This is a genomic window from Paenibacillus pasadenensis (genome assembly GCF_002864175.1).
GTDB lineage: Bacteria > Bacillota > Bacilli > Paenibacillales > Paenibacillaceae > Paenibacillus_O > Paenibacillus_O pasadenensis.
In genome coordinates, this window is record NZ_NFEZ01000004.1 from 3,318,380 (window position 1) to 3,344,692 (window position 26,313).

Annotated in this window: 20 protein-coding genes; all 20 read right to left on the bottom strand. The window is 64.4% G+C overall.

The annotated features are described in order from the left end of the window. Positions 1 to 32 precede the first annotated feature (32 nt). The 20 genes from B8V81_RS23985 to B8V81_RS24075 all read right to left on the bottom strand — a co-directional run bounded on the left by B8V81_RS23985 (position 33) and on the right by B8V81_RS24075 (position 26,306). On the bottom strand, positions 33 to 1,499 hold the full coding sequence (locus B8V81_RS23985; RefSeq protein WP_101809350.1) for an extracellular solute-binding protein: 1,467 nt from the start codon (positions 1,497 to 1,499) through the stop codon (positions 33 to 35). A 311-nt stretch (positions 1,500 to 1,810) separates the two neighbouring features. Next, complete coding sequence (locus B8V81_RS23990) at positions 1,811 to 3,529, bottom strand: ABC transporter ATP-binding protein (RefSeq protein WP_101809351.1); 1,719 nt, start codon at positions 3,527 to 3,529, stop codon at positions 1,811 to 1,813. Positions 3,530 to 3,729: 200 nt separating this feature from the next. Continuing rightward, positions 3,730 to 4,452: an RNA polymerase sporulation sigma factor SigE gene (sigE, locus tag B8V81_RS23995; protein WP_028597009.1), complete on the bottom strand. Its 723-nt coding sequence runs from the start codon at positions 4,450 to 4,452 to the stop codon at positions 3,730 to 3,732. Between the two features lie 35 nt (positions 4,453 to 4,487). Next, positions 4,488 to 5,414, bottom strand: coding sequence for a sigma-E processing peptidase SpoIIGA (gene spoIIGA / locus B8V81_RS24000; protein WP_101809352.1), 927 nt, complete (start codon positions 5,412 to 5,414; stop codon positions 4,488 to 4,490). 202 nt (positions 5,415 to 5,616) lie between these two features. Further along, on the bottom strand, positions 5,617 to 6,735 hold the full coding sequence (gene ftsZ / locus B8V81_RS24005) for a cell division protein FtsZ (RefSeq protein ID WP_028597011.1): 1,119 nt from the start codon (positions 6,733 to 6,735) through the stop codon (positions 5,617 to 5,619). Between the two features lie 14 nt (positions 6,736 to 6,749). Next, positions 6,750 to 7,991: a cell division protein FtsA gene (ftsA, locus tag B8V81_RS24010; protein WP_028597012.1), complete on the bottom strand. Its 1,242-nt coding sequence runs from the start codon at positions 7,989 to 7,991 to the stop codon at positions 6,750 to 6,752. 237 nt (positions 7,992 to 8,228) lie between these two features. Next, a complete protein-coding gene (locus tag B8V81_RS24015; protein ID WP_028597013.1) occupies positions 8,229 to 8,993 on the bottom strand; it encodes a cell division protein FtsQ/DivIB in 765 nt (254 codons plus the stop codon). Between the two features lie 98 nt (positions 8,994 to 9,091). Beyond that, the gene (gene murA / locus B8V81_RS25430) at positions 9,092 to 10,375 is read right to left on the bottom strand and encodes a UDP-N-acetylglucosamine 1-carboxyvinyltransferase (protein ID WP_180968517.1); all 1,284 of its coding nucleotides are present in this window, start codon (positions 10,373 to 10,375) and stop codon (positions 9,092 to 9,094) included. 15 nt (positions 10,376 to 10,390) lie between these two features. Beyond that, positions 10,391 to 11,302: a UDP-N-acetylmuramate dehydrogenase gene (murB, locus tag B8V81_RS25435; protein WP_180968518.1), complete on the bottom strand. Its 912-nt coding sequence runs from the start codon at positions 11,300 to 11,302 to the stop codon at positions 10,391 to 10,393. Positions 11,303 to 11,729: 427 nt separating this feature from the next. After that, positions 11,730 to 12,827 (bottom strand): stage V sporulation protein E, encoded by a 1,098-nt coding sequence (gene spoVE / locus B8V81_RS24025; RefSeq protein WP_101809353.1) that lies wholly within the window; start codon positions 12,825 to 12,827, stop codon positions 11,730 to 11,732. 44 nt (positions 12,828 to 12,871) lie between these two features. Continuing rightward, positions 12,872 to 14,308 carry a UDP-N-acetylmuramoyl-L-alanine--D-glutamate ligase gene (gene murD / locus B8V81_RS24030; protein ID WP_101809354.1) on the bottom strand — a complete coding sequence of 479 codons (1,437 nt, stop codon included), beginning with the start codon at positions 14,306 to 14,308 and terminating at the stop codon, positions 12,872 to 12,874. A 74-nt stretch (positions 14,309 to 14,382) separates the two neighbouring features. Next, positions 14,383 to 15,351, bottom strand: a complete 969-nt coding sequence (gene mraY / locus B8V81_RS24035) for a phospho-N-acetylmuramoyl-pentapeptide-transferase (protein ID WP_028597018.1) — start codon at positions 15,349 to 15,351, stop codon at positions 14,383 to 14,385. Positions 15,352 to 15,369: 18 nt separating this feature from the next. Further along, a complete protein-coding gene (locus tag B8V81_RS24040; protein WP_101809355.1) occupies positions 15,370 to 16,920 on the bottom strand; it encodes a UDP-N-acetylmuramoyl-tripeptide--D-alanyl-D-alanine ligase in 1,551 nt (516 codons plus the stop codon). After that, positions 16,917 to 18,398, bottom strand: coding sequence for a UDP-N-acetylmuramoyl-L-alanyl-D-glutamate--2,6-diaminopimelate ligase (locus B8V81_RS24045; protein WP_028597019.1), 1,482 nt, complete (start codon positions 18,396 to 18,398; stop codon positions 16,917 to 16,919). The genes B8V81_RS24040 and B8V81_RS24045 overlap by 4 nt, the downstream gene beginning before the upstream one ends. Before the next feature lie 25 nt (positions 18,399 to 18,423). After that, positions 18,424 to 20,379: a stage V sporulation protein D gene (locus tag B8V81_RS24050; RefSeq protein WP_028597020.1), complete on the bottom strand. Its 1,956-nt coding sequence runs from the start codon at positions 20,377 to 20,379 to the stop codon at positions 18,424 to 18,426. A 144-nt stretch (positions 20,380 to 20,523) separates the two neighbouring features. Then, entirely contained in the window at positions 20,524 to 22,782 is a 2,259-nt protein-coding gene (locus tag B8V81_RS24055; RefSeq protein WP_244912809.1) for a penicillin-binding transpeptidase domain-containing protein, read from the bottom strand. A 45-nt stretch (positions 22,783 to 22,827) separates the two neighbouring features. Continuing rightward, positions 22,828 to 23,205, bottom strand: coding sequence for a septum formation initiator family protein (locus tag B8V81_RS24060; RefSeq protein ID WP_164820119.1), 378 nt, complete (start codon positions 23,203 to 23,205; stop codon positions 22,828 to 22,830). Between the two features lie 106 nt (positions 23,206 to 23,311). Continuing rightward, complete coding sequence (rsmH, locus tag B8V81_RS24065; protein WP_101809357.1) at positions 23,312 to 24,271, bottom strand: 16S rRNA (cytosine(1402)-N(4))-methyltransferase RsmH; 960 nt, start codon at positions 24,269 to 24,271, stop codon at positions 23,312 to 23,314. A gap of 75 nt (positions 24,272 to 24,346) precedes the next feature. Further along, a complete protein-coding gene (gene mraZ / locus B8V81_RS24070; RefSeq protein ID WP_028597023.1) occupies positions 24,347 to 24,784 on the bottom strand; it encodes a division/cell wall cluster transcriptional repressor MraZ in 438 nt (145 codons plus the stop codon). Positions 24,785 to 25,040: 256 nt separating this feature from the next. Beyond that, complete coding sequence (locus tag B8V81_RS24075; RefSeq protein WP_028597024.1) at positions 25,041 to 26,306, bottom strand: adenosylhomocysteinase; 1,266 nt, start codon at positions 26,304 to 26,306, stop codon at positions 25,041 to 25,043. Between the last annotated feature and the right edge of the window lie 7 nt (positions 26,307 to 26,313).

The following is a 26,313-nucleotide window of genomic DNA, read 5'->3' on the forward strand; positions in this document are numbered from 1 at the left end:
CGGGAAGCCTTCATGCCGCTGCTCCGCCCTCGTCAGGAGCCCGAAGCCGCTGCCTGCTCGTTCTTGAGCTTTTCGATATCCGGACCGAGCTTGCGCTTGATCTCGCTTTCGATCTTGTTGAGCTCGGTTTTGGAGTCGACGTTTTTGTCCAGCGCCTCCAGCACGCCCTTCAGCCAGATGTCCCATGCCTTGCCATCCAGCGTCGTCAGCTTTTTCGGCTGCAGGCTCTCCGCCACCTCCGTATAGAGCGCATAGTCCGCCTGTCCGCCAAAATAGTCGTTCGTGACGCCGGCGTACCAGTCCTTGGCGGCGATGCTCTTCCAGCCCGGCTGGACGGACTGTTTCATGAACAGCTTCCACGCGTCCTCGGAGCGCTGCATGAACTCGACGAACTTCCAGGCCGCCTTTTTGTTCGCGTCCGGGACCTGCTTCGGGATGATGAAGGCGGAGCCGCCGCCGCCGAAGCTGATGCCCATCGGCAGCCGGCTCGCTCTCCATTTGCCCTTCTGGTCGGGGAACGTCTTGGCGATATCCCTCGCGCCCCATGAGCCGAGCACCATCGACGCCAGCTTGCCCGACTTGGTCAGCGCCTTGCCTTTGTCGTCGAACAAGCCGGAAATATGCGGAGTCGCCTTGAGCTGGTTCTGGCGCTTCGTCACGTCCAGAATCTTGACCAGCTCGTCGTTGTTGCGCAGCCAGTTGTAATCCTTGTCGAAGTAGCCGAGCGCGTCTCCCGCCCAGTGGATCGGTCCGTCTCTCCACTCCGTGCCGAATTTGCCGTTGGCCGCCAGCGTCTCCTCGACGGCGAGCCAGTTTTCCGGATCCTGGATGTATTCGCCGAGCTCCGTCGGATCGGACGGCAGCCCCAGCTCCTCGAAAATATCCGCGCGATAGTAAAGCACCGACGGCGTGACGTCCCAAGGCATGCCGAGCAGCTTGGTGTTGTCCTGGTTCATCCACCGCACCCAGTTGTATTCGGTCGTATCGTCCTTGTACTTGCCCGCGTCGTACGGCTGCTGCAGCAGGTCCTCCAGCACGTCGCCCTTCAGATAGCGCACGAACTGGCCCTGCTCCACCTGAGCAACGTCGGGAGCGCCCTTGCCGGCCGCAAGCGTCGTCTGCAGCTTGTCATGCATCGCGCCGAAGTCGATGGCGCTGACATTGACCTTGATGTTCGGAAATACTTTATTGAACTCCTTGACGATATCGCCGTAAAAGGTGGAAAACGTCCAGAACGTGACCGTGCCGGTCATGTCCGTCTCGGTCCAGATCGGCTCTTCGGCCGCCGCTCCGCCACCGCCTTCATTCCCGCTGCCCGCTTCGCCTCCGGCGTTCGCGGCCGCGTTGTCCGCCGGCGGCGCTTCCGCATTGGCGCCGGCGTTCGCGCCGGCATTGGCGGCCGGAGCCTGCGTCCCCGTCCCTGCGCCCGAGCTGCAGCCCGCCAGCAGGGCCGTCAACGTCAGCAGCACGACGCTCGTCCTCATCCTTTTTCTCTTCATCCAGATCCTCCTTCAACTGAATAGGCTCGCCGATCCGAGAAGCTCTCTGCAACCGCTTCCACTCCGTCATGCCTCAAGCGGCCCTGACGGCTTCCGCTCTTTCATTCTAGGGCTGCCCGCCTGGACTTGAATATCAACGATTTTAATAAAAGCTCCACGATTATGAAAAGATTTCGAGCTGCAGGCGGATGCGGCCGCTCTGAACAGGAAAAAGGCAAGCAGCCGTAGGCTGCTTGCCTGATGGAATGGATTGTCCGGCCGGGAGCTCCGGCCGCGCTGGACGCGGGCGCGATGCCGGTCCAGGATTCGGCTTACGCCTGGCTCATCTGGGCGACATGCAGGCGGCTGTAGATGCCTCCGGCCGCGACCAGCTCCTGATGCCGGCCTTCCTCGGCGATGCCGCTGCTGTTGACGACGAGGATGCGGTCGGCGCTCCGCACCGTGCTGAGGCGATGCGCGATGACCAGCGTCGTGCGGCCGACGGACAGCTCCGCCAGCGCCGCCTGGATCGCCGCCTCCGTCTCGGTGTCGAGCGCGGAGGTCGCCTCGTCGAGGATGAGGATCGGCGGGTTTTTGAGGAACATGCGGGCGATGCTCATCCGCTGCTTCTGCCCGCCGGACAGCTTGACGCCGCGCTCGCCGATGACCGTGTCCATGCCCTCTGGCAGCGAGCGGATCAGCTCGTCGAGCGACGCCCGGCGCGCGGCGTCCCATACCTGCTCGTCGGTCGCGCCCAGGTCGCCGTAGGCGATGTTCTCGCGGATCGTGCCCGAGAACAGGAACACGTCCTGCTGCACGATGCCGATGTTGCGGCGCAGCGACTCCACCGTCACGTCGCGGATGTCATGGCCGTCGACGGTGATCGAGCCGCCGTCGACCTCGTAGAAGCGCGGCAGCAGGCTGCAGATCGTCGTCTTGCCGGCTCCGGAGGGACCGACGAAGGCGACCGTCTCGCCCGGCCGGATCGTCAGGTCGATGCCCTTCAGGATCGGGCGGCCCGGCTCGTAGCTGAAGCTTACGTTCTTGAACTCGATCGCGCCCTTCGCCCGCTCGAGAACGGCGGCGTCCGGCTTGTCCTTGATGTCTGGATCGGTGTCCATGATCTCGCAGTAGCGGCCGAAGCCGGCGATGCCCTTGGGATAGCTCTCGATGATGGCGTTGATCTTCTCGATCGGACGGAAGAACACGTTGGAGAGCAGCAGGAACGCCAGGAACTCGCCCATCTCGATGCGGCCATCGATATAGAACCAGGCTCCGAACAGCAGGATCAGCACCGTGATGAGCCGCATCATCACGTAGTTGAGCGTCATGCTGGCGGACAGCGTCTTGTAGGCGATCAGCTTGGTCTGGCGGTAGTTCGCGTTCTCGACCGCGAACAGCTTGTTCTCATGCTCCTCGTTGGCGAACGACTGCACGACGCGGATGCCGCCGACGTTGTCCTCGATACGGGCGTTGAAGTTGCCGACGTTGCCGAACATCCGGCCGTACGTCTGCCCCATTCGCTTGCCGAAGTAGATGATCATCCAGGCGAGCACCGGCACGATGATGAAGCTGATGATCGCCAGCTCCAGGTTGAGGTACGCCATCAGGCCGAACGCCCCGACGAGCGTCATGACGGCGATGAACGCATCCTCCGGACCGTGATGCGCGAGCTCGCCGATGTCGTTGAGGTCGTTGGTCATGCGGCCGATCAGATGCCCGGTCTTGTTGTTGTCGAAAAAGCGGAAGCTGAGCTTCTGCACATGGCCGAACAGGTTGCGCCGCATGTCGGTCTCGATGTTGATGCCGAGCATATGGCCCCAGTAGGTGACGATGTAGTTCAGCAGCGCCGTGACGCCATAGACGGCCAGCAGGCCGACCGACGCCCAGACGATGAGGCTCCAGTTGCCGGTAGGCAGCAGGTCGTCCGTGAAGCGGCCGACGGCGATCGGGAACGCGAGCTCCAGCAGGCCGGCGATGACGGCGCAGGTGAAGTCGAGGATGAACAGTCCTTTGTACGGACGATAGTACGAGAAGAATCGGCGGAGCATTTCTTCACTCATTTCTGCGTTGAATTATGAAAGGAAAACCTATACAAACATTGTAGTGAGACTCGTTCTCAAAATCAAAGCTTTTTTTCATTAAAGTTGTTTTTTCCGAAAAAGCCGCGAAAAAACCGGCATCTGCAGCGATGCCGGCCGTCCTCATTCCGTCTGCCCTCCGCCTCGAGCCGCTTGGCGCCGGGCCGGGCTCAGACCATCTTGTTGAATTCCTTGCGCAGCCGCTTGATGATCCGCTTCTCCAACCGCGAGATGTACGACTGCGAGATGCCGAGCTGGTCGGCGACGTCCTTCTGCGTCTTCTCTTCCCCGTCGGCAAGGCCGAAGCGCAGCTCCATGATGATGCGCTCGCGCTCGGTGAGCTTGTCAAGCGCCTTGTGCAGCAGCTTGCGGTCGACCTGCTCCTCGATGTTTCGGTAGATCGTGTCGTTCTCCGTGCCGAGCACGTCCGACAGCAGCAGCTCGTTGCCGTCCCAGTCGATGTTGAGCGGCTCGTCGAAGCTGACTTCCGTCCGCGTCTTGCTGTTGCGCCGCAGGAACATGAGGATCTCGTTCTCGATGCAGCGGGAGGCGTACGTCGCGAGCTTGATCTTCTTCTCGGGATCGAACGTATTGACCGCCTTGATCAGTCCGATCGCTCCGATTGACACGAGATCCTCGATGTGGATGCCGGTGTTCTCGAATTTGCGCGCGATGTAAACGACGAGCCGCAGATTGCGCTCGATGAGCATCGCCCGGATCGCGCTGTCGCCGGACGGCAGCCGCTCCAGCAAATACTCCTCCTCTTCCCGGGTGAGCGGGGGAGGCAGCGCCTCGCTGCCTCCGATGTAGTAGATCTCCTGGCTTTTCAGCCCGAGCAGGAACAGCAGCCGGTAGTAGTACAGATGCAGGTTCAAGCGCAGCTTCACCATCATGGGGTCTCCATCTCCTTCGATTCTGGGATCGTCGTTCAGCCCGCCTGGCTCTCGACCAGGGAGGGATGTATGATGGCGCGGTACGAGCCGTCCGCGACCAGCCTGCCTCCGTCCAGCCCGATCAGCACCTTGCTCGACTCGCTCCGGCTGCCTTCCCGTTCGATGACGACTCCGTCGGGCTTGAGCGCGAGCATGAACTGGGTGCCCTTGTTGATGCCGCGATAAGGAACGAGCCGGATCCGGTCCTGCCATTTGAATTCTTCCTCGCCCAGCTCGGCCACCAGCCGGTCGACCTGGCCGTCCCGGATGCCCTTCATCCATCCGGGCGGGATCTCGTCCTCCCAGAGCGACGCCTCCATGACCATGACCGGCGTTCTCGACAACGGATCATACAGCTGGTTGCCCGTATCGACGAGGCCGGTGCAGCGATGCTCCGACTCCCCGATGCGGACGGTCACCTCGGCCAGATGGGAAAGCACCAGCTCCTTCTGCCGCCTGCCGGCGACGACCGAGCGCATGAGATACAGGCCGATCGCCGCGACGCTGACGACGAACCATAGGCTCGTCTGCAGCTCGACCGCCATGCCGTCCTGCAGGAAGCGCATCGTCCGCCACACCTCGTCCGATCCGGACATCAGCATGTAGTGGACGCCGAGCACGGCTCCGGCCGCGACGAAGTTGACAGCGTAGAACGCGCCGATGAAGCGCAGAAAGCTCCGCGTATCGCGGAACCCGAAGGCGACGTACAGCATCGCAAGCGAGATGCCGGCCTTGATCGCGATCGTATAGAGGAAGGACAGCGGCGGAAACAGCATCAGCACGACATAGGCCGCGCCGATCGACGCCGCGGCCAGCACGCGGACCGGCCTCGCCTTCACTCCCCGGATCCAGGCGGTCAGCAGCAGCATCGAGCCGTCTACGAGCAGCTCTCTCAAAAAAAGGACGTCGACGTAAACGGCCAGCGAAGCTCACCTTCCTTGGTCCGCGGCGTAGCTTGAACCCGGAGAACGAATGAACCCAGTATAGTCCAGCCCCCCTCTCGATGTCTGTCTAATCCTGCCGCTTCAGCCGCTCTAGTTTTGTCGGATCGGGCGGATGCCGCGACGACAAAAAACCGCCCCTTCCGGTTGGAAGGGGCGGCTGTTCGGCCTGGTTCGAATGGCCCTAGCGGTCGCCGCGAGGGCGGTTGCGCAGGAAGGCCGGAATTTCCAGCTGGTCGCTGGAAGCGTTGTTGAACGGCTTCGGCGAGGCAGACGTCTGACGAGGCTCGGCAGCCTCCGGAGCCGGAGCATGGCTGACGGGACGGCGTACCGGAGCGGGACTCGCCGCCTTGTGCTCGAAGCCGGTGGCGATGACCGTCACCTTGATCTCGTCCTTGAGGTCCTCGTTGATGCTCGCGCCGAAAATCATGTTCACCTCGGGATCGGATGCCTCGATGACGATCTCGGCCGCTTCGTTGACCTCGTACAGCGACAGGTTGTTGCCGCCGGTGATGTTCATGATGACGCCGCGAGCGCCGTCGATCGACGTCTCGAGCAGCGGGCTCTGGATCGCCTTGCGCGCCGCTTCGGCGGCGCGGTTCTCGCCGGTCGCGATGCCGATGCCCATCAGCGCGGAGCCGCGCTCGGTCATGATCGTCTTCACGTCGGCGAAGTCAAGGTTGATGAGCGCCGGCTCCGCGATCAGATCGGAGATGCCCTGCACCGCCTGCCGCAGCACGTTGTCGGCCTCGCGGAACGCCTCGAGCATCGGCGTCTTTTTGTCGACGATCTCGAGCAGGCGGTCGTTCGGGATGATGATCAGCGTGTCGACCTTTTCCTTGAGCGCCTCGATGCCGAGCTCGGCCTGGTTGGAGCGCTTGCGTCCTTCGAACGTGAACGGACGCGTCACGACGCCGACGGTCAGCGCGCCGCATTCGCGGGCGATCTCGGCGATGACGGGAGCCGCGCCCGTGCCGGTGCCGCCGCCCATGCCCGCCGTGACGAACACCATGTCGGAGCCCTTGAGCGTGCCGGCGACGAGGTCGCGGGACTCCTCGGCGGCTTTTTTGCCGACCTCCGGATTGGCGCCGGCGCCGAGGCCGCGCGTCAGCTTCTCGCCGATCTGCAGCTTATGCTCCGACTTCGCCAGATGGAGCGCCTGGGCGTCGGTGTTCACAGTGATGAACTCCACTCCCTTGACGCCGTTGTCGATCATCCGGTTGACCGCGTTGCTGCCGCCGCCTCCGACACCGATGACTTTGATCTGAGCCAGTTGTTCCAGGTCAATATCGAATTCCAACATTCTATTTCCCCCGATCAGATGAATTCACTGAACATATTCTTGATTCGTTCAATCATGCCGGGTTTAGCGGGGGCGGCGGTTCCCGTCTTGCGGCTTGCCTGCTTCTTGACCGCTCCCGAGTTGCGAATCGTCATGTGCTTGCTGACGTACTGGATCATGCCGACACCGCTGCCGAATGCCGGATCCCGCACGCCGATGAAGTCCGGCACGGCGATGCGCACCGTGGACTCCAGCTCCTGCTGGGCGACCGTGAGGGTGCCCGGCATGTTGACGGATCCGCCCGTCAACACATAGCCTTGGACCTTGGCGCCGTATCCGAGGCGGCGCACTTCCTGCCGGATCAGATAGAAGATCTCCGCCATCCGCGGCTCGACGATGTTGGCGAGATCCACCTGGGAGAATTCCTTCTCGACGTTGGAGCCGAGGCGCGTGATCTTGAAGCGCTGATCCTCCGCGGAGTCGGTCACGGACGCGCAGCCGTACTTGAGCTTGATCTTCTCCGCCTGGTCGGTCTGCGTCCGCAGGCCGTACGAGATGTCGTTCGTGACGAACTCGCCGCCGACCGGCAGCGTCGACGTCGCGACGAGCCCGCCCTGCTCGAAGATCGCGAGCGTCGTCGAGCCCGCTCCGATGTCCACCAGCACGGTGCCCATCGTCTTCTCGTCCTTGCTCAGCGACATCATGCCGGAGGCGAGGGACATGAGGATGATGCCCGAGATGTGGAGGCCGGCCTTCTCGACGCAGCGGATCAAATTATGTATGGCCGTCTTGGCGCCGGTCACGATCGTCGCTTCCACCTCGAGGCGGACGCCGATCATCCCGCGAGGGTCGGAGATGCCTTCTAGCCCGTCGACGAGAAACTGCTTGGGCACGAGATTGATGATCTCGCGCTCCGGCGGCAGCGCGACGACCTTGGCCGCCTGCAGCACGCGCTCGATGTCCTCGTCGCCGATCTCGCGGTCCTCGTTCGACACCGCGACGACGCCGTGGTTGCTCTGGAGGGCGATATGGTTGCCCTGCACGCCTACGTAGATCTCGGAAATCTCGATATCGACCATGCGCTCGGCATGCTCGACCGCGCTGCGGATCGACTTGACCGTCTGGTCGATGTCGACGATCGCTCCTTTGCGGATGCCTTCCGAGTCGGCGGATCCAACTCCAATTATATTAATGGCTCCGTTGGCCACTTCGCCAATAATAACTCGAACCTTGGATGTACCGATGTCCAAACTGACGATGATGTCGTTGCTGCTCAATTGCGCGGCACCTCCGTTCCGGGTCGCTAGTTTCTATCGCCTGTCGTGAATATATCTGTCGTACATATTCCACGCTTCTGATATTTTCCCTCTTTTTTCTACATTTTTTTCACGAGGAAATTCATCCCAGCGCTGGCATTTTGCATGAAAGGCGCCTTCTCCAACTTGAAAAAAAGCCTATCTTAAATTCTACCATTCTTTGAAGCGAAATAAAAGGGCGGGCTTGCTCGGCGAGCGTCAGCGGGAGCCGCCCGCGCTCCCTTCGTCCGCGCTCTCCTCGGCCGATCCGAACGGCATGTACGTATCGGCGAGCAGCAGCGTCGCGCGCCCCGGCGAGCGCTCCTCGACGACCGAGTTGATCGTCGGCAGCTTGTCCTTCAGCAGCGAGACGGCGGTGACGATCTCGAAGCCGGAGCGGGTATAGATGCGGATGCGGTCCGGATAAGACTCGGTCGGGCTCGGACTGATCTCCGACAGATGGTCCAGGTCCTCGGCGCGGATGTCGGCGAGCGCCTCGCACAGCTTCTTCTTGACGGGATCGTCCTTGCGCCAGCCGGACAGCACGGGCTTGTCCACGACGGCGCTGCCGGCGTCGGCCTCCAGAATCTTGCCGCTGGCGAGAATGGCGCTCAGCTTGCCCGCGTCGTCCATCTCGAACGCGACGGGCGGGTACTCCTCCACGATGATCCGCACCTCGCCGGGAAACTTCTTCTCGACCGTCGTCCGCTTGATCGAGCCGAGCGCGTCGACGCGCTTCTCCACCGTGCCGGCCACCGTGCCGAAAAACGCATCCCCGGGGCGCACGCTCGCCGCCTCCTTGATGACGGCCTCCGGCGTGAACTGCTCGCCCGAGACGGTGACGGCGGAAACCTTGCTGATCGCGGAATTAAAGAAAAGAATGGACAATAGAATAAGGAAAAGAAGCACCAGGATCAGGATCAGCTTGCGGCTGCCCCGTTTTTTCGGCGGCGGCTCCTTCAGAAGCGGTATGAGTTCGGCCACGCTTGTCCCTCCTCAAGCTGTAAAGCCGGCCCATCCCCGCAAAAGCGGCGGATGGACCGTCGATGAATCGCCTGCCGGTGCTTCCGGCCGCGGCCGGTTCAGCCCGGCACCGCCCCGTTGTCCGGCACCGGCGCGCTGCGCGCGATGCGGGCTCCGAGACGGCTCAGCATCGATTCGATGCTGTCGTAGCCGCGGTCGATATGATGCACCTGCTCGACGATCGTCCGTCCTTGGGCGGCGAGCCCCGCGATGACGAGCGCGGCTCCGGCCCGCAGGTCCGTCGCCTCCACCGTCGCCCCGTACAGGCGCGGCACGCCCCGGATGATCGCCGCTCCGAGATCGACGCGGATATCCGCCCCCATCCGGCTCAGCTCGCCGACATGCTTGAAGCGGCCTTCGAAGATCGTCTCCTTCATGATGCTGACGCCGTCGGCCAGCGCGAGCAGCACCATGACCGGCGACTGCAGGTCCGTCGGAAAAGCGGGATAAGGCGACGTGACGATGCGCTCCACCGCCTTCGGACGAGACGAGGCGCTGACGGTCATGACGTCGCCGTCGATGGCGACGTTCGTGCCGGCGCGCCGCAGCACATGCACGAGCGAGGACAGATGCGCCGGACGCGTGTTCGTCAGCGTCACCTTGCCCTTCGTCGCCGCGGCGGCCACGAGCAGCGTGCCCGCGACGATGCGGTCCGGGATGACGCGGTAGGAGCACGGGCTCAGCGACTCGACGCCGTCGATCGTGATCGTGTCCGTTCCGGCGCCCATGATGCGGGCTCCCATCGCGTTCAGGAAGCTCTGCAGGTCCTGGATCTCCGGCTCGCGCGCCGCGCCGACGATCGTCGTGCGGCCTTCGGCCAGCGCGGCCGCCATCATGATGTTCTCCGTCGCGCCTACGCTCGGGAAGCTCAGATGGATGTCCGCTCCGATCAGCTTGTCGGCCCGGCAGGAGATCCGGTCTCCATTCTCTTCAAATTCGGCGCCGAGCGCGCGAAGCCCTTCCAGATGGAGATCGAATTTGCGCTCGCCGATGGCGCAGCCGCCCGGCTGGTAGATATGCACCTCGCCGAAACGGGCAAGCAGCGGCCCCATCAGGAAGATCGAGGAGCGCATCTGGCTCATCAGCTTCTCCGGAATATGGACATGATAGGCGGTCGCCGTATTCAGCGTGACCGTTTCTCCCTCATGCTCGGCGCGGCAGCCGAGCTCGCGCAGAATTTGCAGCATGACTTCGATATCGAGCAGCTGCGGCACGGATTCGATCGTCACTGTGCCGCAGGCGAGCACGCTGGCTGCCAAAATCGGCAGGGCCGCGTTTTTCGCCCCTTGGATAGCAATGGTTCCTGAGAGAGGTTGCCCGCCTTCAATCACCAATTTGTCCAAACCTACACCTCCAAGTTACCGCTCACCCACCACCAATACTTCGGGCATCAGTTCAATTCCCGTGCGGTTCTTGACCGTGCTGCGGATATGGGCGATCAGGGTGAGGACGTCTTCTGCCGTCGCCTGCCCGGTGTTGACAATGAAATTGGCGTGCATGGGCGATACTTGCGCGCCGCCGATCGAGAAGCCCTTGAGGCCGCTCTCCTCGATCAGCTTGGCGGCATGATGGCCCGGCGGGTTGCGGAACACGCTGCCGCAGCTAGGCTGCTGCAGCGGCTGGGTGCGCCGGCGGCGCTCCTTGTGCGTCGCCAGCGCCGCGGCGATCTCCTTGCGGTCGCCATGCGCGAGCTGCAGCGTCGCTTCCAGCACGACGCCCCGGCTGCCCGGATCCTGCAGGCGCGAGTGGCGATAGCGGAACGCCATCTCCTCCGGCCCCCATACGGCCAATTCCCCTGTCTCCAGCACGATTTCGGCGGAGTTGAATATATGCGACATGTCAGACCCGTGGGCACCCGCATTCATATAGACGGCGCCTCCGACCGTGCCCGGAATTCCCCCGGCGAACTCCAGTCCGGTCAGTCCCTGCTTGCCGGCCATCACTGTCAGCTTGATGATCGAATACGCGGCGCCGGCGCGCACGAGCGTGCCGTCGAATTCCGCGTAGTCCAGCGCTTCTCCCGCCTTGATGACGACGCCCCGGATGCCTTTGTCGCTCACCAGCATGTTGGAGCCTTTGCCGATGATCGTCCACGGCACGCCGCGGCGGTTCAGGATCGCCATCGCCCGGATCATCTCCGGCTTGCCGGCCGGAGACAGCAGGACGTCCGCCGGGCCTCCGATTTTCCAGGTGGTATGCCTGGCAAGCGGCACATGCTTCTGGATGCCGCCGATCGCGGCATCCTCCAGCTCTGCCATCCATGCCTCCATGGTCGTTCCTCCTCATGTGTCGGGGCTCGCGGCAAGCCATCCTCAAGCTGCAGCCCGGAGCCGCTTTCCGGCTCCGACGAATGCCACTCTCCCTTGCGGAAAAGGTAACCGGCCGCCCTCAAGCTGACGGACACGATTATGCAGTATCCTATGCCCAGCCGGACGCCGTGGTGACAGCCGCCCGGCGCCGCGAATCCCTTGCTGCTTGCCTGCGGGCCTTGGCAGCCCGCCGGCGATGAGGCCGCGCTCGAGCCTCGGCATGCCGGGGCTCGAGCGCGGCCTGATTCATGCGGCGCAGCCGCGCCGCCTTGCCTATCGCATCGATCCGCTTCGGCCGAAGCGGATCGCGGTGTTCGAATTGGAGTCCGCCCGAAAGCCGCCAGGCCACGCAGCCGCGCCCGCAGCGGCCGGGAATTCCCGGCCCGCCTTATCTTGAATAGCGGGACAGGCTCAGCAGGATGCCGAGCGCGGTGAGCAGCAGCGTCAACGACGAGCCGCCGTAGCTGACGAGCGGGAGCGTGATGCCCGTCACGGGCATGAGCCCGATGACGACGCCGATGTTGATCAGCACCTGGACGGCGACGATGCCGGTGATGCCCGCGCCGAGCAGGCTGCCGAACGTGTCCGGCGCGTAGATCGCCGCGCGCATCCCTCTCCAGATCAGGATGAGGAACAGCAGGATCAGCAGCGCGCCGCCGATGAAGCCGAGCTCCTCGGCCAGAATCGAAAAGATGAAGTCGGTCTGCGGCTCCGGCAGGTAGCTGTACTTTTGCCGGCTCATGCCGAGGCCGAGCCCGACCAGTCCGCCGGGCGCGATCGCGTACAGCGACTGGATGATCTGGTAGCCCGCGCCGAGCGGATCGGACCACGGGTCCATGAACGAGGTGATCCGCGCGAGCCGGTACGGAGCCGCCAGGATGAGGCCGACGAGGCCGATCGCCCCGACGGCGGCCAAGCCTCCGAGATGCTTCATCCTCGCTCCGGCGACGAACAGCACGAGCAGCGAGGCGCCCATCATGACGGAGCCCGTCCCGAGGTCGGGCTGCAGCATGATGAGGCCGAACGCCGCGGCCATCAGGCCGAGCGGCGGCAGCAGCCCGCGGGCGAACAGCGTCACCCGCTGCTGGTTGTCCGAGAGCATCTTGGCGAGGAACAGGATCATGCCGAGCTTCATGAACTCGGACGGCTGGATGCCGAACGAGCTGATGCCGAGCCAGCTGCGCGCGCCGCCGCGCACCGCGCCGATGCCGGGCACGAGCACGAGCACGAGCAGCGCGAAGCAGACCAGCAGCAGCGGCTTGGCGTATTTCTTCCATACATGGTAGTCCGTATTGGCCGTGAACACCATCGCGCCGATGCCGAGCGCGGCGAACAGCGACTGGCGCTTCACATAGTAGAACTTGTCGCCGAAGTCCTGGAACGCCCGCACCGCGCTCGCGCTGTAGACCATGATCAGACCGATGGCGAGGATAAGGGCGATGGAACCGATCAGCCATGCGTCCGGAGCGGACCGGGCTTTGGGCATGACGCAACACCTCTGGCATGGGAAAGTAGGGACGAGCCCCCTACTTACAAGGTATGCGCCGAATCCTTAAACATGTCCCCGCGCACCTCGTACGAAGGGAACATATCCCAGCTCGCGCAGGCCGGCGACAGCAGCACGGCGTCGCCCGGCTCCGCCAGCGAGGCGGCGAGCCGCACCGCCTGGGCGATCGAGGATTCGGCATCCTCCCCAGCATCGGCCACGCGCGAGTCCGGCATACCCGCCAGCTCCGCGACGCGGGCCAGCTTGCCTCTCGTCTGGCCGAGCACGACGAGCCCCTTGAGCCGCGAGCGGAACAGCGGCAGCAGCTCCATGTAGTCGGAGCCGCGGTCGAGCCCGCCGGCGATCAGCACGATCGGCCGGTCGAGCGACCCGACCGCCGTCGTCGTCGCCGTCGGGTTCGTCGCCTTGGAGTCGTTGTAATAGCGGACGCCGTCCGCCTCGCGCACGAATTCCAGCCGGTGCTCGACGCCGCCGAAGCGGCGCAGCGGCTCCGCCAGCGCCTGCGGCTCGGCGCCGATGGCGATGCAGGCGGCCGCAGCGGCCAGCGCGTTGGCCAGGTTGTGGCGGCCCGGGAGGATGACTTCCGCTGCCGGCAGCAGCGGCAGCTCTCTCCCGCTGCCGTCGCGGTAGACGATCATGCGCTGCGGCTCGGCCGCGGCCTCGTCCGCCTGACCGTCAGCCGGGAACGGCGGCTCGACGCAGACGCCCCGCTCCAGCCGCTGCTTCAGCGAGAACGGCAGCAGCCGCGCGCGCAGGCGCGGAGCGAGCTCGGCGCAGAACGGATCGTCGGCGTTCAGCACCGCGACGTCCTCCTCCGTCTGATGGGCGAACAGCTTCGCCTTGGAGGCGGCGTAGTCGTCCATCGAGCCGTGGTAGTCCAGATGCGTCTCGGCCAGATTGAGCAGCAGCGCGACGCGCGGGCGGAACGAGGTCGTGCCCTTGAGCTGGAAGCTGCTCAGCTCGGCGACGAGCACGTCGTCCGCGGATACCTCCTGCGCCGCCTCGCAGAGCGGGCGGCCGATATTGCCGGCGACGACCGGCTTGCGCCCTGCCGCCTTCAGCATCTCGCCGATCCAGGTCGTCGTCGTCGTCTTGCCGTTGGAGCCGGTGATGCCGATGATCGGCGCCGCCGACAGATGCCCGGCGACCTCGACCTCGGTGACGACCTCGACGCCGAGCTCCAGCGCCGCCGCCACCGGAGGCGCGCTATACGGAATCCCCGGATTCTTCACCAGCAGCGCCGTTGTTGAACCAACCAATTCCTGGGGATGGCTGCCGCAGACGACCGGGATGCCGAGCGCCTCGAGCTCTCCCGCCTCCGGACTGTCCTCCCGCGGCTTGCGGTCGTTCACGACGACGTCCGCTCCGAGCCGGTGGAACAGCTTGGCGACGGCGACGCCGCTGCGCGCCAGGCCAAGCACGACGACCTTGCGATCGCGGTATGCAGATGGATGATCCATCCAAATCCTCTCCTTATGCAGCAAAACGGCTTGCCGTCCCTTCGGACGGCTGCCGTTTGCGTGGAATATGCCGATCAGCCTCCGCCGATCCGGTACAGCGCGAGGCCGGCGGTCGCCAGCGCGAGGCCGACCGCCCAGAACACCGTGACGACCTTCCATTCCGACCAGCCGGACAGCTCGAAATGGTGGTGGATCGGACTCATCTTGAAGATGCGCTTGCCGCGCAGCTTGAACGAGCCGACCTGCAGGATGACGGAGATCATCTCGACGACGAACACGCCGCCGATCAGGACGAGCAGAATTTCCGTCTTGGTGAGGATCGCCGCCGCGGCCAGTCCGCCGCCGATGCCGAGCGAGCCGGAATCCCCCATGAACACCTTGGCCGGGTGCGCGTTGAAGATCAGGAAGCCGAGCACCGCGCCGACAAGCGCCGCCGTGAACACCGCGCTCTCATGCTCGGTCGCCTGCATGGCGATGATCGTGAACGCCCCCGCGGCGATCGCGCTCGTGCCGGACAGCAGGCCGTCCACGCCGTCGGTGAAGTTGACCGCGTTGGTCGTGCCGAAAAAGATGATGATGACGAACGGATAGTAGAACCAGCCGAAGTCCAGGCTGAAGCTCGTGCCCGGGACGGACACCGCCGTGCTGTGTCCCATCTGGTAGAGCAAGACGCAGACGATGAGGCTGAACAGCAGCTGCCCGAACAGCTTCTGCTTGGCCGTCAGGCCGAGCGAGCGCTTGAGGGCGATCTTGATGTAGTCGTCGAGGAAGCCGACGAGCCCGAAGCCGAGCGCGCCGACGAGCAGCACCCAGAACTCCGTCGTCTTCTCCGAGAAGCGGAGGAACGCGACAGTGACCGCCAGCAGGATGATGATGCCGCCCATCGTCGGAGTGCCGGATTTTTTGAGATGGCTCTGCGGTCCGTCCGTGCGCACCTGCTGCCCGAATTTGAGCCGCCGGAGCAGCGGGATGCACAGCGGTCCGAGAATGACCGCGAGCAGGAACGAGACGCCGATTGTCATGAGTATCGCGAGCATGTCCATGCCTTCCACCCTGCCGCCTCAGCGCTGAAGCGCTTCGACGACCCTTTCCATATGCATCGTGCGGGAGCCCTTGACCAGCACCAGATCCCGCGGATCGAGCTCCTCGCGTATCGCTAGAATGAGAGACTCCTGGGAGTCGAAATGGCGCACCGCCTCCGCGGCCCGCTCGCCGAAAGCCTCCGCGGCCCCGGCCGACGTGTAGGCCGACAGCTCTCCCCACGTCAGGACGGCGTCCGCCTTGTCCGGCGTAATGTAGGCGCCGGTCTCGCGATGCAGCTCCTGCTCCGTCTCGCCGAGCTCGCGCATGTCCGACAGCACGATCCACTTGCGGCGATAGCCGGTCAGGCCGGCGACGAGGTCGACGGCGGCGCGCACCGCGGTCGGATTGGCATTGTAGGCGTCGTTGAGGATCATCGCGCCGCATGCCGCCGCGACCGGCTGGATGCGCATGCCGGTCAGCTGCATCGCGCGCAGCCCGGAGGCGACGGCCTCCGCCGGCACGCCGACGGCGGTCGCCGCGGCGATCGCCGCCAGCGCGTTGTGCACGTTATGCACGCCCGGCACGGGAATTTCGATGCGCACCTGCGGGAAGCAGCTTTCGCAAGCCTCTTCCGCAGGCGCAGCGGTCTCGTCCGCAGCAGGGCGCGGACCGGGCGCCGCGGCCAGCCGGAAGCCGGCGGCCGGACCGGCCTTGACCGTGAAGGCGCAGGACTGCGCGCCGACCTCGATGCCGGCCGCTCGCCAGTCGCTGCGCGGCGAGGCGCCGAACGTGCGCACCTGCGCGCCGCGCGGCAGCGTCGTCCGCCCCAGCTCGGCGGCGATGAGCGGCTCGTCGGCGCTGACGAGCAGCAGTCCGCCCGGACGCAGCCCCTCGACGATCTCCAGCTTGGCGCGGGCGATCATCTCGCGCGAGCCGAGCTGGAGCAGATGGGCGTCGCCGATGTTCGTGATGATGGCGATGTCCGGACGGGCGATATTCGTGAGCAGCGCGATCTCGCGCAGGCCGCTCATGCCCATCTCGAGCACGGCCGCCTCCGCGTCCTCCGGCAGCTCCAGCACGGTCAGCGGCAGCCCGATGTGGTTGTTGAGGTTGCCGGCGGTCTTGTGCACGCGCATGACGGAGCCGAGCGCGGCCGCCGTCATGTCCTTCGTCGTCGTCTTGCCGTTGCTGCCGGTGATGCCGACGATGAGCGTGCGCAGCTCGGCGCGGTAGGCGGCGGCGAGGTTTTGCAGCGCCTCCAGCGGATCCTCGACGAGCACGAGCGGCTTGCCGGCCAGCGACGCCGGCAGCTCGCGGTCGAGGCTCCAAAGCGCGGCGGCCGCTCCTTGGCGGAACGCCGCCTCCACGTAATCGTGGCCGTCGAACGAATCGCCCGTCAGCGGCACGAACAGCTGGCCCTCGCCGATGCGGCGGGAATCCGTCGTCACGCCCTGGACGAGCAGGTCGGTCCAGCCGCCCGCGGGCAGCTCCAGGCTGGAGGGCTCCGCGCCCTCCGGAACGTCTATGTAACCGGGCCCCAGGCGGCCCGAGCTCATTTCAGCGATCGTGCTGAGCTTGCGTCTGATCAATTGCGTATTCCCCTTATCGCGTCTTGGGCGGCCAGCCGATCATCGAAGTCATGCGACGTCTTTCCGATGATCTGATAGGTCTCATGGCCCTTCCCCGCAATCAATACTACATCCCCCGGGCTTGCCATTTCAACCGCTTTTTCAATGGCCTCGCGGCGGTCGACGAGCAGCTCGTAGCGGTCCTGGGGAACATCCGCCTTCTGCAGTCCGACCTCGATGTCGAGCAGGATCGTCTCCGGATTCTCGGTGCGCGGATTGTCGGAGGTGACGATCGTATAGTCCGAGTAGCGCGAGGCGATCTCGCCCATGATCGGCCGCTTCGTGCGGTCGCGGTCGCCGCCGCAGCCGAACACGGTGATGATCCGCTTCGCGGCGAATTCCTTGACCGCCCGCAGCACGTTCTCCAGTCCGTCCGGCGTATGGGCGTAGTCGACGATGACGGCGAAGTCCTGGCCCGCGTCGACGGATTCGACCCGGCCCGGCACGCCCGGCACGCCTTCGAGGCTTGCCTTGGCCTGCGCCAGCGTGACGCCCTCGAGCAGCCCGGCGCACAGCGCCGCCAGCGCGTTGTAGACGTTGAACTTGCCGACCATCCGCAGCGTGATATCGGCCTCGCCGGCGAAGCTGCTCACATGGAAGGAGGTGCCGCCTGCGTCGATGCGGATGTTCGAAGCGCGCACGTCCGCCTCGGCGTCGACGCCGTAGGTGACGACCTCCGCCGCGGTCAGCTGGCGGAACCGCTCCGCCGCCGGATCGTCGGCATTGAGCACGGCATAACGCGTCTCGCCGTCGCCGTAGCCGTTGCCGAGGCGGGCGAACAGCAGCCCTTTCGCCTCGCGGTACACGTCCATCGTGCCGTGATAGTCCAGATGGTCCTGCGTCAGGTTGGTGAACACCGCCGTGCGGTACTCGACGCCCTTTACGCGGCCCTGCTCCAGCGCATGGGAGGAAACCTCCATCGCCACATGCGTCGTGCCGGCCTCGCGCATCGCGGCGAGGTCCCGGTGCAGGTCGAGCGCCTCCGGCGTCGTGCCGCTCATCGGGAACGAGCGTCCGCCGTAGCGCATCTCGATCGTGCCGATGACGCCCGGCGCGCGGCCGGCGTCGGCGAGGATGCGCTCGATCAGGTACGTCGTCGTCGTCTTGCCGTTCGTGCCGGTCACGCCGATGACGCGCAGGTCCCGGCTCGGATGGCCGTAAAAAGCGTCCGCCAGCACCGCCATCGCGTGGCGGCTGCTGCGCACGATCAGCTGCGGCACGGCCAGCGGCAGCGGGCGCTCGACGACGAGCGCCGCCGCTCCGGCCGACACCGCTTGCGGCGCGAAGTCATGCCCGTCCACCGTATGTCCGGGCAGGCAGAGGAACAGATCCCCGGGCTTTACGGCCCGGGAGTCCCTTTCCACCCCTGTGATCTCCGTCGCTCCGTCTCCTGCGAGGCGGGCGGTCTTAAGCTGCGATGCCAGTTGCTCCAAGCGCATCGTTCTCTCTCCTCTCTGTCATGCGTCAATGGCTATGCCCGTCCCCGGTCGGCTGCGGCAGATCCGCGTCGCTGCCGAGATAGATGCGGATCGTCGAGCCTTTGTCCACGCGGGCCCCGGCCTCCGGCGCCTGCCGGATGACGGTGCTGCCGCTGCCGGCGGAGACGAGATTGAAGTTCATGTTCATATCCTCGTAGATGTCCGAAACGGTCTTGCCGACGAGATTCGGGACGGTGACCGTCGCCGTCTCGCCGTATTTGTACTTCTTGCCGATCTGATCGGCGCTCTTGGGCACGCCCATGTACTGCAGCGAGTCCTCGAGGATGCCCTTGACGATCGGCGCGGCGACGACGCCGCCGAACTGGATGCCCTGCGGATTGTCGACGGCGACGTAGACGACGATGCGCGGATTGTCGGCCGGCGCGATGCCGATGAACGAGACGATGTGCTCGTTGGCCGAATAACGGCCATTGATGACCTTCTGCGCGGTGCCCGTCTTGCCGCCGACGCGGTAGCCGTCGAGGAAGGCGTTGCCGCCGGTGCCGAGCGCGACGACGCTCTCGAGCGCCTCGCGCACTTGCGCGCTGGTCTTTTCGGAAATGACCTTGCGCACCGCCTCCGGCTCGATCCGCTCGACCACCTCGCCCGTCTCGGGCTTGATCCACGCCTTGGCCAGATGAGGCTTGTAGAGCGTGCCGCCGTTGACCGCCGCGGACACCGCCGCGATCTGCTGGATCGGCGTCACCGATACGCCCTGCCCGAACGCGGTCGTCGCCAGCTCCACCGGTCCGACCTGACTGGGCTTGAACAGGATGCCGTTCTCCTCGCCGCCGATGTCGATGCCGGTCTTCTTCCCGAAGCCGAAGTCCTTAATATACTTGAATAGCGTCTCTTTGCCAAGCCGGTTGCCGAGCGCGACGAAGCCGGGGTTGCAGGAGTTCTGCACGACCTCGAGGAACGTCTGGCTGCCGTGGCCGCCCTTTTTCCAGCAGCGCAGCCTCGCGCCGCCGATCTCGACCGCTCCGGGGTCGTAGAAATGCTCGTTCTTCAGGTTGACCTTGCCTTCCTCCAGCGCCGCCGACAAGGTGATGATCTTGAACGTCGAGCCCGGCTCGTACGTCATCCAGATCGGCAGGATGCGGTTGTACACCTCCGCCGGATAGGCGTTGTAGTTGCCCGGCTCGAACGTCGGACGGCTGGCCATGCCGAGCACCTCGCCGTTGTTCGGATCCATGGCGATCGCAATCGCGCTGTTCGGCTTGTACTTGGCCATCGCCTGGTCAAGCTCGCGCTCCATGATGCTCTGGATCTGCCGGTCGATCGTCAGCTGCAGGTTCAGCCCGTCCTGGGGCTCGTCGAGCTTGTCGGTCGAGCCGGGCATGAGATGGCCGCTCGCGTCCGACAGGTAGGAGACGCTTCCCTTTACTCCCTTGAGGTAGGAATCGTATTTCTTCTCGACGCCGGTCAGGCCGCCGTCGATGCCGGTGATGCCGAGCACGCTGGCGGCCAGCTCGCCGAACGGATAGTAGCGCTTGTTGTCCTCCGCCACGACGATGCCCGGCAGCTCCAGCTTGCGCACCTCCATCGCCTTCTCCAGCGTGATCTTGCGTCCCTCGGGCTTGATGAACACGCTGCTCGCCCGCTTCTTGAGCAAGCCGAGCAGCTTCTGCTCGTCGATGCCGAGCACGGGGGCCAGCTTGCGGGCGGTGCCCTCCTTGTCCTTGATCTGGACCGGGATGGCCACGATCGTAGGCGAGCTGACGTTGTAGGCGAGCTGCTCGCCGCTGCGGTCGAGGATATCGCCGCGGCGCGGCGCGAAGTCGACCTCGCGGCGCCAGTTGTCCTCCGCCTTGGCCGACAGCTCGCCTCCGCGCGCCAGCTGGACATAGGCAAGGCGCGCGATGAGCGCGCCGAATCCGATGATGACGATGACCAGCGCCAGGAACAGGCGCCGGCGCAAGGTGACGTGGGACACCTTCATCCGCTCGTTCCCCTCTCCGTTCGAACTTGGGAGGACAGCCAGAGTCTGTCCGTACACGTTACCCTATTCGATGAAGAGAGGTTGTAGAACAAGCCCGGAGGCCGGGCCCCGGCCCGACCTCGCGAGCCGCAGAGCCGCGGCCGCTCAGCCTCCTGGCGACCGGTCCGGCCCGCTGCCGGCTGTTTCCGTATCCGAGGAGCCTTCCTTCGGCTTCTTCTCGCCGTCCGCTGCCGCGTCTGCGGCGCTTCCGTCGGCGGACTCGGCCGCCGCCTCGCCCGGAGGCTTCAGCGTCAGCTTGACGACCGGCTCGCCGTTCAGGCGCGCATCGCTCTGAGCGACGACATAGCCTTCGCCCTCGGTGACGCAGCGCTTGCCGGCCGAGGAGCAGAGCTGCAGCGCGTCCCGCAGCGACAGTCCGGCGAGCGACGGCAGCGCCAGCTCGCTCTCCTTCTCGGTGAGCAGGTAGACGCGCTGCTTTTCCGCCAGCACCGCTCCGGCCGGCGGCATCTGCTGCAGCACCTTCGCACCTTTGCCGACCAGCTTCGACTCGAGGCCGCGCTTCTTCAGCTCCGCCTGCGCCTCGGCCGCTCCGAGCCCTTTCAGGTCGGGCACGGTCAGCGCCGCCTGCCCGGAGGAGGCCGTCGTCTCGACCGACGGCTTGACGCCCATGTAGCGCAGGCTGTTGCCGACGATTTCCTTGAACACCGGCGCCGCGACGGTGCCGCCGCCGACCATCGGGTTGTTCGGCGAGTCGACGAGCACGTAGACGACGATGCGCGGATTTTCGACCGGCGCGTAGCCGATGAAGGAGACGACGTATTTATCCGACGAGTAGCCTTTGCCGACGACCTTTTGCGCGGTGCCGGTCTTGCCGGCGATGCGGTAGCCGGCGATCGCGGCGTTTTTGCCGCTGCCGATCTCCTTGTCGGAGACGACCTGCTCGAGGTACTCGCCGACCTTGCGCGACGTCTCGGCGCTGATGACCTGCCGCACGACCTCCGGCTTCGTCTCCGTCACCTTGCCGGTCTTGGGATCCTCGACCGACTTGACGATATGCGGCTTCATCAGCTTGCCGCCGTTGGCGACGGCCGCGACGGCCGTGACCTGCTGGATCGGCGTCACCGCCACCGGTCCCTGGCCGAATGTCGCGCGGGCGACGTCGGACGGATAGATGATGTTGAGCACGCCCCTGGACTCGTTGCCGAGCTCGACGCCGGTGCGCTTGCCGAAGCCGAAGTTCTCGATGTAGTCGACGAGCTTCTCCTTGCCGAGCATCTCGTAGCCGAGCTTGACGAAGGCGACGTTGGAGGAGCGCTTGAGCCCTTCCAGATAGCTGATCTCGCCCCATCCGCCGCGGCGGATGTCGCGCACCGTGTTGCCCGGCACTTTGATCGAGCCGGACTTATAGGTGGCGTTCGGGTTGAACACGCCTTCCTGCACCGCGCTCGCCAGCGTCACGATCTTGAACGTCGAGCCCGGCTCGTACAGCGAGCTGACCGCATGGTTGTAGAAATTGCCGACCTTGTACTTGGAGTAGTCGTTCGGATCGTAGGAAGGCAGGCTGCCCATGCCGAGGATCTCCATCGTGTTCGGATCGGCGGCGATCGCCGTGACGCTCTCCGGCTTGTACTCGTCGTACACTTTCTGGATCGCGTCCTGCAGGAAGTTCTGGATCTCGGCATCGAGCGTCAGCTTCAGCTTGCCGCCGTTCACCGCCGGCTGCACCTCGGCCCTGCCGCTCGCCACCTGGACGCGGTTGCCGTCCTTCTCGTAGACGATCTTGCCGTCCTGGCCCTTGAGCAGGTCGTTGAAGCCCGCCTCGAGGCCGGTTACCGGCTGGCCTTCCTTGTTCATATAGCCGAGCACATGCGCCGCGAGAAAATTGTTCGGATAGTAGCGCTTCGAGCTTTCCTCGAGCACGATGCCGACCGAGCCCTCGCGCAGCGTCTTGCCCGTGCGCTTCTTGTAGCTCTCGGCGAGCGCCTTGCGCAGCGCCAGCACCTCGTCGGCCTTCGCCTTGTCGATCTGATAGCCCTGCGGACGGAGCATGCGGTACTGCACGAGCTCGCCCTTGTCATTGCGGTAGGTCGCTTGCTGCAGCACCTCCGCCTCCGGCTTGCCGAGCACCTTGGCCAGCCCTTGAGCCGCTTCCTCGGCCAGTCCGACCTTGTCCAGCATCTTCGGATCGACGACGACGGAATAGGCCGGGATGTTCATCGCCAGCAGCGTGCCGTTGCGGTCGCTGATCGTGCCCCGCTCGGCCGGAATCGTGTCCTGGGCCGTCCAGATCTTTTTCGCCTCGTCCAGCCAGAAGTCCGCTTTCACGACCTGGACCCAGAACAACCGGCTCAGCAGAATAAGAAAAAGGAGGGTAATAAGCCCTCCGACAACGACGGTACGCATTTTGATCCGCTTTACGGTTTGAAAAGCATGGTTCGCCTTCATCGCTTACCGCCCTGTTTCTTGGCCTTCGTCCGCCTTGTCCGCTCCGGCCGGAGTCATGCCGAGCTCTTTCGCTTTTTTGGCGATGACGGCGGGATCGGACAGCTTGGCCACTTCGCCCTGCAGCACTTTGACTTCGACGGCCGCTTGCTTGTAGCTGGAGTTCAGCTCCTTGATCTGGAGCTCCATCCGGTAATCCTGCGCGTAGCGGAACAGGATCAGCACGAGCACGCCGACGACCGCCAGCACAGACGCCATGTAGCGCAGCATTTCCCTCGGCGGGATCGTCCTCCGGACCTTGACGACTCGTTTCGTTTCCTTTACCGGCTGCTGCTGCGGTTTTCGTTTGGGCTGCAAAGCCAAATTGCCATTCGTGTAAGCCAAAGCGGGCTCCCCTCCTGCGGTTTCATCTGATCTGCCGGCATGATGATCGGGCATCGAATTTTTATTGGGTCGGTTCCAGGTTCGAGATTTCTTGCTTGGGGCAGCCTCAGGCGTCAAGCTTCTCCGCCACCCTCAGCTTCGCCGAGCGGGAGCGGGGATTCGCCTCCAGCTCCTCCTCCGACGGTAGCACCGGCTTGCGCGTCACGAGCTTCAGCACGCCTTTGTTGCCGCAGACGCATTGGGGAAAATCAGGCGGGCATGTGCAGCGGGCGAGATGCCCGGCGAACAGCTGCTTGCAGATCCGGTCCTCGAGCGAATGGAACGTGATGACCGATATCCTGCCGCCCGGCGCCGTGCAGGCGACGGCCTGCTCCAGCGCTTCCTCCTCAGCTCCGAGCTCGTCGTTGACCGCGATCCGCAGCGCCTGGAAGCTGCGCTTGGCCGGATGGCCGCCCGTGCGCCTCGCCGCCGCGGGGATGCCGGACTTGACCAGCTCCGCCAGCTCTCCTGTCGTCGAGATGTCGCCCTCGGCGCGCTTCTTCACGATAGCGCGCGCGATCTGCCGGGAGAACTTTTCCTCGCCGTACACGAACAGAATGCGGGCAAGCTCCTTCTCGTCCCAGGTGTTGACGACTTCATGCGCGGTCAGCTCCGACTCCCGGTCCATCCGCATGTCGAGCGGAGCGTCATGGTTGTAGCTGAAGCCTCTCTCGGCCTCGTCCAGCTGCGGGCTGGACACGCCGAGATCGAACAGGATGCCGTCGACCTGCGGAACGCCGTTCTTCTTGGGCACCTCGGGCAGCAGCATCAGCTGCTCCTGCAGGTAGCGGAAGTTGCTGCGCACGAGCGTCACGCGATCGAGATAGGGAGCGAGCCGGACGCGGGCATTTTCATGCGCCCAATCGTCCTGGTCGAACGCGATCAGCCGGCCGCCCGGGCCGAGCCTCGAGGCGATCAGCTCGCTGTGCCCGGCTCCGCCGAGCGTGCAGTCGACATAGATGCCGTCCGGCTTGATCGCCAAGCCGTCCACGGCTTCTTCTCTCAATACCGTAATGTGATGAAACAATGTCTGTTCCTCCTGATCCCTTGGTGACTGACCTTGGTGACTGTTCGATCCTTAATCCAAATTGAATGATGTGAATCAGAATTGAATGTCGAAATCCACCAGCTTCTCCGCGATCTCGTTGAAAGTTTCCTCCGACTGCTCGTAGTAGCCTTCCCACAGCGGCTTGCTCCAGATTTCGACCCGGCTCGACACGCCGAGCACCATGCAATCCTTTTCCAGCTTCGCATACTCCGTCAAGTGATTGGGCAAATTTACCCTTCCCTGTTTGTCGAGCTCCAATTCGACCGCTCCCGAAAAGAAAAAACGGCTGAACGCTCGCGCGTCCGCCTTCATGAGGGGGAGCTGGCGAATTTTCTGCTCAAGCTGCTTCCACTCTTCCATCGGATACACAAACAGGCAGTTGTCCAAGCCGCGGGTCGCGATGAAAGCCGGGCCGAGATGCTCGCGGAACTTGGCAGGAATCGTAAGGCGGCCTTTGTCGTCCAAGCTGTGCTGATGCTCTCCCAGAAACATAGGCTTGCCCCACTCCCTTCCCCCAACGCTCCACTTTGCCCCACTTTCTCCCACTCGGGAATTGGTATTCGGCGTATCGCGTCCTTTTCCTGCTAGATGAGGACGTTTTTCATAATCTTTTTGTCCCTTTTTTCACGGGTCCGATAAAACTTTCTGCGGCCGCGAGTCGTCTATCGGCATCGCAAATTCAAATGTCGGAAAAGCGCGAAAAAGCCAGACGGCTAAGCCGTCTGGCTTCACGTTCGGCAGGTTCCTCTTACGACGACCAGCTGTCCAGGTACTGCTTCTGCTCTTCGGTGAGCGCGTCGATGTGGATGCCGAGCGCCTCCAGCTTCGTGCGCGCCACGCGCTCGTCGAGCTCATACGGGACGCTGACGACGCCCGGGCCGAGCTCCTTGTAGCTGTCGTTGACATACTTGAGCGCGACCGCCTGGAGCGCGAACGTCATGTCCATGATCTCGGCCGGATGGCCGTCGCCGGCCGCGAGATTGACGAGACGGCCTTCGGCGAGCACGTAGATCGAGCGGCCGTCATGCAGCCGGTATTCCTCGATGTTTTTGCGCACCGTGCGGATCTCCTTGGTGAGCGCGGCCAGATCCGGCTTGCTGAACTCGACGTCGAAATGGCCCGCATTGGCGAGGATCGCGCCGTTTTTCATCTGCGGATAGTGCTCGCCGTTGATGACGTACTTGTTGCCGGTCACGGTGATGAACATGTCGCCGTGCTTGGCGGCCTCGGCCATCGGCATCACCTGGAAGCCGTCCATATGGGCTTCGACGGCCTTGATCGCGTCGACCTCGGTGACGATGACGTTCGCGCCGAGTCCTTTGGCCCGCATCGCGACCCCTTTGCCGCACCAGCCGTAGCCGACGACGACGACCGTCTTGCCGGTCACGATCAGGTTCGTCGTGCGGATGAGGCCGTCCCAGGCCGACTGTCCGGTGCCGTAGCGGTTGTCGAACAGATGCTTGCAGTAGGCGTCGTTGACGGCGACCATCGGGAATTTGAGCGCGCCTTCCTTTTGCAGCGCCTTGAGCTTGATGATGCCGGTCGTCGTCTCCTCCGCGCCGCCGCGCAGATTCTCCATCAGATCCGGGCGCTCGGCATGCAGGATCGTCGCGAAGTCGCCGCCGTCGTCGATGATGAGGTCCGGCTTGCTCTCCAGCGCGCGCACCATGAGCTGCTTGAACTCCTGCGGATCCGGGTTGTACTTGGCGAACACCGTGATGCCGTCCTCGACGAGAGCCGCGCACACGTCGTCCTGCGTGGACAGCGGGTTGCTGCCGGTGATCGTCACTTCCGCTCCGCCGGCCTGTACGACCTTGGCCAGATAGGCCGTCTTCGCCTCCAGATGAAGGCAGATCGACACCTTCAGTCCCTTGAACGGCTGCTCCTTCTCGAACTGCTCGCGGATCTGGTTCAGCACCGGCATATGCGCCTGCACCCAGTCGATTTTCAGCTTGCCTTCCGCAGCGAGGCTCCTATCGGCCACGATGCTCGTTTCCTTCGCTTTCACGCTCATTGATCTG